The 14,870-nt window shown below is 38.6% G+C and carries 7 protein-coding genes and 1 pseudogene; 5 read left to right on the forward strand and 3 right to left on the reverse strand.

Annotated features, from left to right (window positions below; all coding sequences use genetic code 11):
- A pseudogene (locus tag NEOC84_RS04055) lies at positions 1-798 on the reverse strand (hypothetical protein); the annotation flags it as partial.
- Positions 799-1,155: 357 nt separating this feature from the next.
- Between NEOC84_RS04055 and murF the strand changes: the two are divergent.
- From murF to NEOC84_RS04080, 5 genes are read left to right on the forward strand one after another with little or no spacing between them, the layout of a single operon-like run.
- Complete coding sequence (gene murF / locus NEOC84_RS04060) at positions 1,156-2,481, forward strand: UDP-N-acetylmuramoyl-tripeptide--D-alanyl-D-alanine ligase (RefSeq protein ID WP_166155556.1); 1,326 nt, start codon at positions 1,156-1,158, stop codon at positions 2,479-2,481.
- A complete protein-coding gene (gene mraY, locus NEOC84_RS04065; protein ID WP_166155559.1) occupies positions 2,462-3,712 on the forward strand; it encodes a phospho-N-acetylmuramoyl-pentapeptide-transferase in 1,251 nt (416 codons plus the stop codon). Before murF ends, mraY begins: the two co-directional genes overlap by 20 nt.
- Positions 3,713-3,723: 11 nt before the next feature.
- Positions 3,724-5,064, forward strand: coding sequence for a UDP-N-acetylmuramoyl-L-alanine--D-glutamate ligase (gene murD / locus NEOC84_RS04070; protein ID WP_166155562.1), 1,341 nt, complete (start codon positions 3,724-3,726; stop codon positions 5,062-5,064).
- Positions 5,065-5,090: 26 nt separating this feature from the next.
- Positions 5,091-5,840, forward strand: coding sequence for a LysM peptidoglycan-binding domain-containing protein (locus NEOC84_RS04075; protein WP_166155565.1), 750 nt, complete (start codon positions 5,091-5,093; stop codon positions 5,838-5,840).
- Positions 5,841-5,859: 19 nt separating this feature from the next.
- The gene (locus tag NEOC84_RS04080; RefSeq protein ID WP_242678187.1) at positions 5,860-7,041 is read left to right on the forward strand and encodes a putative peptidoglycan glycosyltransferase FtsW; all 1,182 of its coding nucleotides are present in this window, start codon (positions 5,860-5,862) and stop codon (positions 7,039-7,041) included.
- Here NEOC84_RS04080 and NEOC84_RS04085 read toward each other — a convergent pair.
- The gene (locus NEOC84_RS04085) at positions 6,994-12,132 is read right to left on the reverse strand and encodes a tetratricopeptide repeat protein (protein WP_166155568.1); all 5,139 of its coding nucleotides are present in this window, start codon (positions 12,130-12,132) and stop codon (positions 6,994-6,996) included. The genes NEOC84_RS04080 and NEOC84_RS04085 overlap by 48 nt on opposite strands.
- Before the next feature lie 482 nt (positions 12,133-12,614).
- A partial coding sequence (locus tag NEOC84_RS04090) for a tetratricopeptide repeat protein (RefSeq protein ID WP_166155571.1) occupies positions 12,615-14,870 on the reverse strand: 2,256 nt, incomplete at its 5' end.

A 14,870-nucleotide genomic window follows, 5' to 3' on the forward strand; every position in this document is an offset into this window, starting at 1 on the left:
CACATAGCTGCCTTCTTTCAGACCCGCTATAAGAGCACATTCTAGCATCTGTTGACCTGCTTGTTCTGCCGTTCCAATACTACCAGCATAAAAGCGGTTAGCTCTGTCCTTGCCTCTTGCCAGACTTAGTTTGGCTTCTTTCCAACACACTTTCCTTGCTTTTCTTGCATCTTTTTTTGCTTGTTTGTCAATCTCGTCTATCTCCACAATGGGTACCATACTCCCATCTGTTTCACTGATAATGATTGCTTCTTGACTAACCGCTTCTTTTTTTAGCTTAGCTATTTTCCTTGCATGCTCTTGGGTAATCAATCTAACCATGGAAGAAGAAGTTTCAATTCCATAATGCTCCTTCATCTTTTCCCCTACTTTTCCAAAAGCAATATCTGCTCCAAAGTCGGTTATTGCTCGCTCTAATGGTAAAGAATACCCTCTGCATCTAACCTTGGAAGAAAAGGAAAAGGGTCTAATCAATTTTCCTGCTTGTAGGAAGCACCTCTCTTCCATCCCTACTATCCCAAATGTTGTATGCCAACTTAGTTTTTTTTTTGAGTGCTGCCTTAATTTCATTTCCCGAGTCTTGGCTTCTTGCTCATTTACTTGATGCTTTGCCCAATCCTCTAGGCATTTTTTCCCTAAGCCTCTAACTTCGGGAATAAGAGCAAATTCAGCATCATCCGCCACTTCTATTCCTTTAACTCCTTCGGTAATATCTAATAATTCTCTAATGGATTCTAATAAGTTGGGATGATTCTTTAAGCGATTAAATACTTTATTAACTTCTTCTTCGTTAAGCATATGCAACCTCCTTTTGCTACGCTTTCAGTATGTATTAATCCCTCCTTATCTTGCCAACACTTTTAATTACACCCTGCCGACTCTTACGAAGGGATTAGGGGGGAGCCTAAAAGCGGGATTTAAATTAAAAAAGATGAGCGTATTTATCCTCCTTTAGATGTTTTCTGCTTAAGAAAAAGCCTCCAGTCATAAGTTGAATATTTAGCAAGGGAAAAATCTTTTATTTTTCTTGCTTGGAATAGCTCAGCAGCTTAACCTATTATTTTTCTACTAACCTTATTAGTACTCTTATTTTTTGCCATAAAATTTATGCACAGTTTTCATGTTCAAGAGCTTGCGTCTATCTTTGGCATGCCGATGCCAAAAGATCAGGCTGTCTTTACAGGGGTTAGTGTAGATAGCCGTTTGCACCGGCCAGAAAATTTGTTTTTTTCCCTTCCTGGCGCTCAAACTGATGGGCATCATTTTTTAGAGAAAATAGCTTCTCAAGGGTCGAAAGGAGCCGTAGTTAGCAGGGATTATGATGGCCCAGATTATGGCATGCTATTAATCCGAGTAGAAAATCCTTTACTAGCTCTGCAAAATTTAGCTCGATTGATTATTAAGCAGTCTAAAGCTCGCGTGGTAGCAGTGACCGGCTCTGTAGGTAAAACGACTACTAAAGATTTTATTACGACAGTTCTTAAAGAAAAATTTAAGGTATCCTCTTCTCCCGGCAATAGTAACTCACAGATTGGCGTGCCCTTAGCTATTCTTAATCATACAGAGGGTCAAGAAGAGATCATCGTTTTAGAAATGGGGATGAGCCATCCGGGAAATCTAAAAGCACTCATTGATATAGCCCCGCCTGAATGCGCCATAATTACCCAGGTTGCCTTGGCACATGCTTGTAACTTTGATTCATTAGAGGCAATTGCCTACGCGAAAGCTGAAATATTAACCCATGCTAGTACCGCGTTAGCGATCCTTCATCGAGACATCATTAATTATTCGGAGATAATAAAAATAGGGTCTTGTCGAAAATTATCTTTTTCTTTTGATCATCCCCTAGCTGATTATAGTATTGCTGCTACTCAAACAGATGGTCTAGCTGTTAGATCAAAAGAGCAAATTTATAAGCTGGGTAGCTTTCCTATCTTAGGGAAGCATCATCAAGCTAATTTTTTAGCTGCAGTCGCTTGTGCAGAATATTTCGGTATGAGCCCCAAGGAGATTGCTTTGGGTATGAGCAAGCTAGTTCTGCCCGCATCAAGAGGGCAGCTGATAGAAAAAAAAGGAATTCTTTTTATCAATGATGTGTATAATGCTTCACCACTTTCTGTAAAAGCTGCTCTTAAAAATATCCCTTCTCCTAAAAATGGGGGGCGTAAGGTAGCCGTTTTAGCCGATATGCTAGAGTTAGGTCAATTTTCTAAAAAAGCCCATGAAGAAATTGGAGAGTATGCTTTAAATCAGGTAGATAGTATGTTCTGTTATGGTGCAGAAAGCCGCCTGATATTTGATTGTTGGCAGAAGTATGGTCGACATGCATATTGGTATAATCATCGTGCGGAGTTGGTAGATGCTTTAAAGAGCTATTTACAAGAGGGGGATGTGGTGCTGATTAAAGGCTCAAAAGGGACCCAGATATCAAAATTATTAGAGGAATGGGAGAGTAGCCCCAATGATCATATTTTTAGTTGACTGGTTGAAATACACATTGAATATTAAAGTTCCCATGGTGTTTACCTACTATTCCACTCGCATGATATTGGCAGCTATAACTTCCTTAATCATTAGCATTTTCTTGGGACCCTATTTTATTAAAAAACTTTACGAGCTTAAAATTGGCCAAACTATTCGAGTCGAGGACTGCCCTTTACTAGGTCAGTTGCATGAAAAGAAGAAAGATACTCCTACAATGGGAGGAGTATTAATTCTTTTTTCAATGTTAATTTCTATGTTCTTATGGATGGATATCAGCCATGTGTTTACCCTTATCTTATTTATCACTACCGTTTGGCTAGGAGTAGTGGGTGGTTATGATGATTACTTGAAACTTAAACATAAAAATCCTAAAGGGTTATCAGGTAAGAAAAAATTATTTTATCAATTTACCTTATCAGCCTTTATAGCCTTATATCTGCTTTGTCCCTCCGTTTCTTCTTCTATTCAGATGAAAAATTGGTTTGCCCCTCCTATTGTTAAAGAGCAAACAGCCACTAAGACTAAATGGGGTCCGCTAGTGGTGAAACAAGAGGCTACCCATTCCTCGGGTCCTACAGCAATCTCTTTGAAAGATTATGCGACACGCATTTATTTACCTTTCATTAAAAACCACTGGCTGGTTCTTAAGGGGGCCTTGACTCTAGTAGCCGCTTTGTTTATCATGTTTGTAATCACCGGTTCTTCTAATGCGGCAAATTTGACAGATGGCTTAGATGGTTTAGCGGCAGGCTGTTTAATTATTGTAGCGGGTTGCTTAGCTTTAATTGCTTTCGTTTCTAACCATATCCAGATCGCGGGCTATTTAAACATCCTTTATATTGAAGGAAGTGGGGAAATAGCTATTTACTTAAGCGCGTTGATGGGCGCCTGCTTAGGCTTTCTATGGTATAATAGCCACCCCGCTCAAGTTTTTATGGGCGATACTGGCTCCCTAGCTTTAGGAGGGATCATAGGTGTATCGGCTGTATTGTTAAAACGCGAATTGCTCTTAGGTCTTGTTGGAGGAATCTTTGTCGCTGAAGCGCTATCAGTCATCCTTCAAGTGCTAAGTTATAAATATCGCAATAAAAAGCGTATATTTTTATGCGCGCCTTTGCATCATCATTTCGAGTATATGGGGTGGGCTGAAACGAAAGTGGTAACCCGTTTCTGGATCATCGGCTTGCTGTTAGGCATACTTGGCATCGCGTCGCTCAAATTTCAATAAGAATTCTAACAATGAAGCTAAAGAAAAAGAGAGTCTTAATAATTGGATTAGGTTTAAGTGGACGTGCAGCTGCAAGCTTCTTGCTTAAAAGACAAGCTTATGTATGGGGCGTTGATGACAACTTAGAATTATTGAAAAATCACCAAGAAATCAAAGATTTGATAACTTTAGGACTTGTAGCCAGACATGAGGCTGAGAAAATTGAAATTCAAGATTTTGACTTTATTGTGGTTTCACCTGGCGTTCCTCCTTCCAATCCCTATTATATCCAAGCTCGGCAAGCAGGTATTGAAATCGTGGGTGAAGTAGAATTAGCTGCACGTTTTATTAATCAGCCCTTATTAGCCATTACCGGTACCAATGGTAAAACCACTACCACCTTGCTAGTCGCTCATGTTTTAAATGCCAGTGGTAAAGCTGCACGTGCACTAGGCAATTTAGGGGCCCCCCTAACGGCAGAATTAGATGCCTTAACAGTGGGTGCAGAAGAGGATATATTGGTGGCAGAATTGAGTTCCTTTCAATTAGAAACTCTCCAAAGCGCTGTAATAGATGCAGGTGTGGTCTTAAATATTACCCCTGATCATCTCGATCGTTATCCTGACCTGCAAGCGTATGCGGCGACAAAACTCCATCTTAAAAATTGTTTAAAACCTAAAGGGAATTTATATGTTTATGAGGCTGTATATAACGAATATAAAAAGCTTTTAGGAGATTTTAAGCCTTTAACCTATGGCTACTCTTCTTCTTGTAACTTTTACCTCGATCACCAATTTATCTATGGAAAAGGTCAAGATCCTTATCCTCTACCTTTAGCTTATCAGGGTGTAAAAAATCATGATGTAGAAAATATGCTGGCTGCTTACGCATTATGCAAGGAAAGGGGAGTCACTTCTGAACAATTCTTTAACGCCCTTTCAGCTTTTAAAAAGCCTGCCCATCGTCTTGAATTTGTGCGTTCTTTCAAGGAAATAGCCTACTATGATGATAGCAAGGGAACTAATGTAGATGCTGTTATCCGTGCGGTCACTTCTTTAAAAGGTGAAATAATTTTGATTGCAGGAGGTGTGGATAAAGGAGCTGCCTATACACCTTGGATCAAAGCTTTTGCTGGCCATGTTAAATATGTATTTGCCATTGGCCAAGCTGCGATAAAAATAAAAAATGATCTAGCCTCTAGCCTTCCTGTCGAGGAGCGGCCTACCCTAGAAGCAGCAATAAAAGATGCGACAGCGCTTGCAAAACCTGGCCAAGTTGTATTACTATCTCCAGGCTGCTCCAGCTTTGATATGTTTCGCGACTATGTACATAGAGGAGAAGAATTTAAACGTATAGTTAATACCTTAGAATAAAAGATTACCCTTGATGAGGTTCAACAATGAATCGTAGAGATACCATAATTATCGCTGTCCTATTAAATGCAGCGTTGCTAGCTATATTATTTATGATGGCCGTCCGTCATGAGGACCCAACAGATGAATTTCATAACGCTCCTCAGATTATCATGGATGCTAATAAACAATTGACCCCTTCCTCTCAAGCGTTAGTTAACTCACCCTCTGATACTTCTATAGGCTCTACCCAGACAGGCGATGAAATTGACAATATGCTGAAACACTATGCCGATAGTCCTCATCTTATCCTTGTGGAAGAGGAAGGCGAATTGGGAGATAAAGAACTATCCGCCTCTCTTTCTACTGATAACACAGAGGCCCAGCAGGTTTCTAGCTTAGAGACATCTACCCAACCTTCTCAACTTGTGACCATTACGGTTAAAAAAGGGGATGCTTTAGAAAAAATCGCTCGAGCCAACAATACGAGCGTGGAAGCTATCAAAAAAGCCAATCATTTAACCAGCAATCGCTTAAATATTGGCCAGCTATTAAAAGTGCCTGTAGGCACCAAAAAAAACCATTTAGAGCATGGACAACAAAAGCCTTTAGCCGCCAAAGAGCCTACACCTCTTTCTTCGGCAGGGCCAGAGCTTTACACCATTAAAAGTGGGGATAACCCCTGGAAAATTGCCAAACAATTTAATGTTAAGTTTGATGATTTATTGAAGATGAATAACTTGGATGAAGAAAAAGCCCGTAATCTCCAAGTCGGTGATAGGATTCGTGTAAGATAAAAGATATAGGGTTAAATGGATGAGAATTCTACCTGTGATGAATGCGCACAAAAAAGTAATAGGAAAAAAGTCTACTCTTTCCTTTCCCCCTATCTTTTGCCTGCTTTTTTTATGTGTCTCTATCATTTATGTGCTAGGTCTCATCATGGTCTATAGCACGACTTCAGCTGAAGTGATGGACATGGAATTAAACAAAAGCACTCATCAAGCCTTACTTAAGCAGCTCATGTATGCAGCTATAGGCCTTAGCTTAGCAGTAGGAATAGCAAAAATAGGCTATCGCACCTTAATAACCTTGAGCCCCTGGCTTTTAGGCATTTTTAGCTTTCTATTATTTATAACTTTAATTCCAGGCATTGGACGTGAAGTGAATGGCTCTAGACGTTGGCTAGCTATTTTAGGCATATCATTACAGCCTTCAGAGTTTGTTAAATATATCATTCCTGCCTACTTTATTCATCATTACCTAAAGTTTTCTGGGAAAGTCTTTACTTTTTATGCCTTCCTTAAGTTGGTAGGCACGGTAGCTATTCCTATGCTTTTGATATTAGTAGAACCTAACAATGGTACCACCGCAGTAATAGCTATGTCTGTGCTAGTGCTTTGCATTTTGATGAAAATCAGCTGGAGGTACTGGGCCCTCCCTTTGCTAGCCTGCCTATGTGTAGGAGGAGCCTTTGCCTATCATCTTTCTTATGTCTCTGCACGCCTGAAGGTTTATTTAAATCCTGAACTAGATCTTAAAGGTAAAGGGCACCAACCTTATCAAGCTAAGATTGCTGCTGGGTCGGGAAGATTATTAGGTAGGGGACCCGGCAACAGCATGCAAAAGCTAAGCTATTTACCGGAAGCTCAGAATGATTACATTGCTGCTATCTATGCTGAAGAATTTGGCTTTATAGGAATGTGTATATTAATTACTCTTTATCTATCTATTGCTTGCCTCGGCTTTTATATTGCTAATGCCTCCTCAAGCCTAGAAGGATTCTATTTTTGTGCCGTCATTACTTTCTTAATTACCTTCCAAGCTTTTTTAAATCTAGGCGTGGTATCTGGTTTATTGCCCAGTACAGGCTTAAATTTGCCATGGTTTAGCCAAGGGGGCAGCTCTTTGGTGGCTAATATTTTAGGGTTAGGGATTATTTTAAATATTTCACAAGATGTGAAGCCCCATTTGAGTGATTTGCCTTTTAAGGCTTAAGGATAATAACGAGCGATTCCTTAACATGTCCAAAGCCACTAATTTTAGATTTTTTTGGGATTGGTAAATTGCTTGCAGGGTGTTGTAACCATTTGTCACCTCGGGATGGTTTTCTCCAGAGAATTTAAGATTAATGGCGAGTGCTTTGCTGAGATACTCAGCTGCTTGTTCCAAGTTGTCTTGGTTATAAGAAACCATTCCAAGAAGATTATAATCTTTTGCTATATGAGGATGGTGATCCCCAAAAAGCTTAAGATTAATGGTGAGCGCTTTGTTAGCATAATCAGCCGCTTCGTCTAAATTGCCTTGGTTATAAGAAACCATTCCGAGAAGATTATAATCTTTTGCTATATGAGGATGGTGATCCCCAAAAAGCTTAAGATTAATGGTGAGCGCTTTGTTAGCATAATCAGCCGCTTCGTCTAAATTGCCTTGGTCTTTGTAAATCATTCCTAGATTGCTGTAAAGAATTGCTACTGTGGGTTGATTTTCACCATACAGCTTAAGGTCTATGCTAAGCGCTTTTTTGCTATATTCTACCGCTTTGTCTAAGTTGCGTTGGTCTTGGTAGATTACTCCTAGGTTATTGTATCGAATTGCTACGGTAGGATGATTTTCACCATACAGCTTAAGGTCTATGCTAAGCGCTTTGCTAGCATAATCAGCCGCTTCGTCTAAATTGCCTTGGTCTTTGTAAATCATTCCTAGATTGCTGTAAAGAAGTGCCACGGTAGGATGAGTTTCACCATACAGCTTAAGGTTTATGCTAAGCGCTTTTTTGCTATATTCTGCCGCTTTGTCTAGATTGCGTTGGTCTTTGTAGATTACTCCTAGGTTATTGTATCGAATTGCCACGGTAGGATGATTTTCACCATACAGCTTAAGGTTTATGCTAAGCGCTTTTTTGCTATATTCTACCGCTTTGTCTAAATTGCCCTGCTCCCTGGAGATTTGTCCTAGGTTATTATAATCTCGTGCAACGGTAGGATGATTTTCACCATACAGCTTAAGGTTTATGCTAAGCGCTTTATTGATAGACTTTGCCGATTTGTCTAAATTGCCCTGCTCCCTGGAGATTTGTCCTAGGTTATTATAATCTAGTGCAACGATAGAATGATTTTCACCATACAGCTTAAGGTTTATGCTAAGCGCTTTTTTGCTATATTCTACCGCTTTGTCTAAATTGCCCTGCTCCCTGGAGATTTGTCCTAGGTTATTATAATCTCGTGCAACGGTAGGATGATTTTCACCATACAGCTTAAGGTTTATGCTAAGCGCTTTATTGATAGACTTTGCCGATTTGTCTAAATTGCCCTGCTCCCTGGAGATTTGTCCTAGGTTATTATAATCTAGTGCAACGATAGAATGATTTTCACCATACAGCTTAAGGTTTATGCTAAGCGCTTTTTTGCTATATTCTACCGCTTTGTCTAAATTGCCCTGCTCCCTGGAGATTTGTCCTAGGTTATTATAATCTCGTGCAACGGTAGGATGATTTTCACCATACAGCTTAACACTAAGAGTAAGCGCTTTAGTGCTATAATCTGTCGCTTTGTCTAAATTGCCTTGCTCTTTGTAGATTACTCCTAAGTTACTGTAATGTACTGCCACCATGGGATGATTTTCACCATACAGCTTAACACTAAGAGTAAGCGCTTTAGTGCTATAATCTGTCGCTTTGTCTAAATTGCCTTGCTCTTTGTAGATTACTCCTAAGTTACTGTAATGTGCTGCCACCGTGGGATGATTTTCTCCATAAAGCCTAAAGTCAATCGCCATGGCTTTATGGCCGTAATTACTCGCCTGTTCTAAATTGCCCTGTTCTTTATATATTACTCCTAGGTTGTTGTATAAAGTAGCTACCATATGGTGATTTTCACCATACAGCTTAAGGTTAACGGCAAGCGCTTGGTTACTATACTCAATCGCTTTGGTTAAATTACCTTGGGCGTGGTAGATTTGTCCTAAATTACCGTACCCAATTGCCACTGTGCTATGAGTTTCTCCAAAATGCTTAAGGTTAATAAGGAACGCTTTGGTGCTATATTTTTCGGCTTTATCTAAATTGCCTTGATTGAGACAAATCACTCCTTGGTTGTGATAATCTCTTGCCGCGTTGGGGTGATTTTCACCATAAAGATTAAGATTAAAGGCGAGAGCTTTGTTGGCATACTTTATCGCCTTGGTTAAATTGCCTTGCTCAAGGTAAATCACTCCAAGTGCATTTAAAACCTCTGAACTTGGCGGATTTGTTTTCTTTGCCAGCAGATAACATTCTTCTGCTTTTTTATATTGAAAAAGCCTTCTGGCTATATTACCTTGAGTTTCCAGCGAGTTGTCTTCTAAACGAGAGGATTTAAGCCTGTCTTCACGGCCTGCTAAGAATTCGTGAATAGCATAATAAAAAGGAATAAAGATGCAGTAAATTTTTTTTATTTTTTCTAACGCTTCTTTATCTAATTCAAACTGTTTTTTAATAAGGTCTGGATTATCAAATTCGAAAGGTTTAATCAGAGGATTCATCATATGTTGTTGTGCTTGATAGTGAGAATAAGTCTTAAGGCGCATAAACAGAGCTATACTCATCCAATCTTTTAACTTATCAGCTGCGTCCTCTGTTATAACCCCTAGCTCGTTTAGTTTATCAATCCTAGTAAAAGTGTCAGATGCCCTTACATTTTTAAGAAGGGCTAGCCGATCTAAAGCCAAATGAGGAAAACGGTAAAAATCATTTTTAACTTGGAAGAGCATACCTTGCTTACCTAAATCATCCATTCCTGGATCAAAAGCTTTCATATCATCGGTTACAAGGTGTTTTTTGGCTAAGTACTGTCGAAGGGAGAAGCCTTCTTGGCAAGGAATATCAAGTGTTTTCTGCAGTGTCTTACTATATTGCTCCGTTAATTCAAGATTGCCTAGTAGATGAGTAAAAGTTAGCAATTCCATAGGAAGATGAGGCTCTTTTACATGCCACCACCGGTCTTTTTCATCTTTGCTAATATATTGAGCCATCTTTTCAGGCCTCTGAATAAGCTCAAATGTTTGGCGATTGCCAAAAGGCGTTTTACAGCCTTTACCTTGTACTCCTTCCCCATCGAAGGCAAAGCCTCTGGGTGTAACGCTATCAAAAAAATTAGCTTCTTTTATGCAAGGAATATCTAAAGCAGGCAGGATAGTTTCTCCTAAATTGATGACTTTTAAATGAAGAAGGGTTGTAAAACACTTAAAATATTCTCTATTTTCTCCAGTGTCTTCTTGCATAAGAATACCAAACTCTAAATCGGAGTAGGGGGTCATCTCTTCTCTAGCTAGAGAACCAAACCCTATCATCGCATATTCGCAGGGTGGAGTCCTTAAAGTATCAAAAACTTGTATTGCAAGATGTCTAAAGAAATTTTTTATCCACTTGGCAATCTCACTGTAAAGCTTTTTGACTTCCTCTGAGGAAGGATCTGCGCCGAGAGCTTGGATTTTCTCTTCTATTTCATCCCTAAATTTTTTTAATTCTCCACGATTATCCTCAAATTGCTTTTTAATTATAGAAAGATCTAAAGGTTTTCCTTCGCAGAGCTTGATGAGCGATCCTTCCACTTTTGATAACTTTCCTTTAATATTTTTTTGTTCGTCTAAAGATGAATCATGTAAGGCATAATTGTAAAGTCCTGCTGCTTGAAGGAGCTTTTGAGGAGTTCCTTTAATTAAGGAGATATCACCTAATTTTTCTATGCATAATCTTATCTGGGTTGGATCTTCTTTTTGGATAGCAAGTTTTAAAGCGTGAGTATAATCTTCTTCTAGCCTGTCTACAGATAAAAAATTATTACTGCCATCCCTCGAAAAGAAAGTTTTATCTAAATAATTTGAAAGCTTATCAAGATAGGATTGTAGCTTCTCAGGTTGATAAAGCTGCAAGAATTTGACGTTATTAGGCATGTACTGTTTAAACACTCGAGCACAACTTCTCACATCAAGGATTTTTCTTAATTCATGCTCAGTTAAGTTACTAAAAGAATGAAAAATCTGTTGGAAAATTTCTAAAGGGATAGTAGCCAAGGGGCTAGAAGGGTCGAATATATCATTTTTATCCCTCTTGTTAAGATTTTGTCTGGTTGTTAAAAATCTTTTATTTTCACCTGTTTTAGCTACCCTGCTAGCTTTATCATGAGGATAAAGATAACGGCTCTTGCTAAAACGGCCAGTAGGGGAAGCTGTTTGATTTAAAAAGAGAGGGTTATCTTGTCCTAAAAGCTTTTGCGCATAAACAAAATGGCCACCTAGATCAACAATAAGCACATATTCTTCTGGCTTTTTTTCTTCAGGGATGGTTTTCCATTCTTGGGAATTATCTTCCGTAGATGAGCTTGCTTTAGGAAAAATTAGCCTATCATGAATACCGCAAGCCAGCTGCTCTTCGTTAACGGTCACCAGTCTAATAGGGATGGATAAGGCTGTAGCTAATAGATCTCCTTCACCTAATCCACTTATCCAAATCCTTTCTCCTTTTATTTTTTCAGCCCTTCCATTATTCTTGTATTTAACGATGTCTGAGAGTACTTGCCTTAAATAAAAAACTTTATCAGGGCTCCCATCTAGCAAAGGTATTTTCCTAGAAAGGCAGTTATAGCTTCCTAAAAAAGCGCTAAAAAAGCAGTCACCATCACTTGGCACACCTTTTAATTTAAAGCCTTCTTTGCTTAGATAATCGGCAGCAGTATTTACTTTGGCTATGATTGAGTTATCAATGATAGCGGTAGGGTTATGCCACAAGGATTTTGCTATTTGATGGCCATCCCATTGACTAGAAGAAGCGCCTAAAAGAGATGATTTATCGCATGTGTTTTGATTTTCTTCAAGTGATTTACGCTCAGATATTTTCGAATAGAGTTTTTCCCATTCCTCAGTTTGTTCAATTAGTTGCTTCCATTCTTTATTAACGCCTCGTGCGTTAAACAAATCTTGCTGCCCTAGTTCCTTGAAAATCTTTAAGCTAATCTCTGCATACGGGCCTAGCTCCCGACAAGACTTTTCTTTTACTAGTTTCTTAAACGCAGTAAATATGAAAGGGGTAATGGAAGGGCTTTCTACATTCATTTGTTTGGCCTTCTTTTAAGGTTACCTGCTCGCTGCAGGTGATTAGCATTGCTTATGGCTTTTCTAGCTTTTAAATAATATCTCTTCAAGAAAAAAATTAAAAATAATAACTTTATTTTTCTATATAAATGTAAGCGGTCGCGGGGTAGGCCCAGCTTTAGAGGCAATTCTGAGGGCATCTGCAAAACCAAAAATGCTTGCAAATAGCTGTTTTTTCTATTTATTGCACTTTTTGATTTACATTATCTCTTTATTATCAGGAGCTTAAGTAGTTCTACCCCTCGTGACCGCTTACCTTTATTGGGATTAATGTTTTCTCATTTATAGGATTTAGGGGGATCATAATGGGAATTACCTTTCAGAAAATTTTAAATTTGTCCAGTTGTAGCCAAGGTGAAAGCTTTTAGATGCTTAATGTTGTTGGGTTAGAGTTTACCTTAAAGATTTCAAACGATTTGAAGGCTCATGGTTATGATTTCTCCTTACGGCTTAAGCTTAATGTCTCGCGCTTTTTTTGCATATTCAGCTGCCTTTTTCGAATTTCCTTGTACTTTGTAGATTTGTGTCAGCTTGCGATAAAGAAATACTACATTGGGATTATCCTCACCTAATAGCTTAATATTGATTTTAAGCGCTTGATTGATGAACTTAGCTGCTTGCTCTAAATTTCCTTGTTTTTGGTAGATTGACCCTAGATCATCATAAACTAATGCCACGGAGGAATGATTTATTCCGTAACATCTAATATTAATTTCGAGTGCTTTTTTAATATATTTAGCCGCCTGTTCCAAATCTCCTTCTTCTTGGTAAACCTGGCCTAAATTATCGTAATCTCTTGCTACAGCAAGGTGTTTTTCACCAAAAACTTTAAGGTCAATGGCTAGCGCTTTTTTGCTATAATCGGCCGCTTGCTTCAAATTGCCTTGGGTTTTATAGATTAGTCCTATGTTATTATAAAATTTTGCCACATTAGGATGATTTTCACCAAAAAGCTTAAGGCGAATGTCAAGAGCTTTCTTAGTATATTTAACCGCCTGTTCTGAATTACCTTGCTCCTTGTAAATACTGCCCAAATTATTGTAAGAGTTTGCCACAGTGGGATGATTTTCACCAAAAAGCTTAAGGCAAATGTCAAGAGCTTTCTTAGTATATTCAGCCGCTTGTTCTAAATTACCTTGCCCTTGGTAAATTTGTCCTAAGTTACCATAAGAGATTGCCACAGTGGGATGATTTTCACCACAAAGCTTAAGGTGAATGTCAAGAGCTTTCTTAGTATATTTAACCGCCTGTTCTAAATTACCTTGCCCCTTGTAAAAGATGCCCAAGTTATTGTAAGAGTTTGCCACATTAGGATGATTTTCACCAAAAAGCTCAAGGCAAATGTCAAGAGCTTTCTTAGTATATTCAACCGTCTGTTCTAGATTACCTTGCCCTTGGTAAATTTGGCCTAAATTATTGTAAGAGGTTGCCACAGTGGGATGATTTTCACCAAAAAGCTTAAGGCGAATGGCAAGAGCTTTCTTAGTATATTCAACCGCCTGTTCTGAATTACCTTGCTCCTTGTAAATGCTGCCCAAATTATTGTAAGAGGTTGCTATAGTGGGGTGGTTTTCACCAAAAATTTTGAAGTTAATGTCAAAAGCTTTCTTAGTATATTCAACCGCCTGTTCTAAATTACCTTGCCCTTGGTAAATTTGGCTTAAATTATTGTAAGGGTTTGCTACAGTGGGATGATTTTTACCAAAAAGCTTGAAGTTAATGGCAAGAGCTTTCTTAGTATATTCAATCGCCTGTTCTGAATTACCTTGCTCCTTGTAAATGATGCCCAAATTATTGTAAGAGGTTGCTACAGTGGGATGATTTTCACCAAAAATTTTGAAGTTAATGTCAAGAGCTTTCTTAGTATATTCAAACGCTTGTTCTAAATTACCTTGCCCCTTGTAAATGATGCCCAAATTGTTGTAAGAGGTTGCTACAGTGGGATGATTTTCACCAAAAAGCTTGAAGTTAATGTCAAGAGCTTTCTTAGTATATTCAATCGCCTGTTCTGAATTACCTTGCTCCTTGTAAAGGCTGCCCAAATTATTGTAAGAGGTTGCTACAGTGGGATGATTTTCACCAAAAATTTTGAAGTTAATGTCAAGAGCTTTCTTAGTATATTCAACCGCCTGTTCTAAATTACCTTGCTCCTTGTAAATGATGCCCAAATTATTGTAAGAGGTTGCTACAGTGGGATGATTTTCACCAAAAAGCTTAAGGTGAATGTCAAGAGCTTTCTTAGTATATTCAACCGCCTGTTCTGAATTACCTTGCTCCTTGTAAATGCTGCCCAAATTATTGTAAGAATTTGCTACAGTGGGATGATTTTCACCAAAAAGCTTAAGGCAAATGTCAAGAGCTTTCTTAGTATATTCAGCCGCCTGTTCTAAATTACCTTGCCCTTGGCAAATTTGTCCTAAGTTACCATAAGAGATTGCCACAGTGGGATGATTTTCACCAAAAATTTTGAAGTTAATGTTAAGAGCTTTCTTAGTATATTCAACCGCCTGTTCTAAATTACCTTGCCCCTTGTAAATGATGCCCAAATTATTGTAAGAGTTTGCTACAATGGGATGATTTTCACCAAAAAGCTTAAGGTGAATGTCAAGAGCTTTCTTAGTATATTCAACCGCCTGTTCTAAATTACCTTGCTCCTTGTAAATGATGCCCAAATTATTGTAAGAGGTTGCTACAGTGGG

Source organism: Neochlamydia sp. AcF84 (assembly GCF_011087585.1).
Classification (GTDB): domain Bacteria; phylum Chlamydiota; class Chlamydiia; order Chlamydiales; family Parachlamydiaceae; genus Neochlamydia.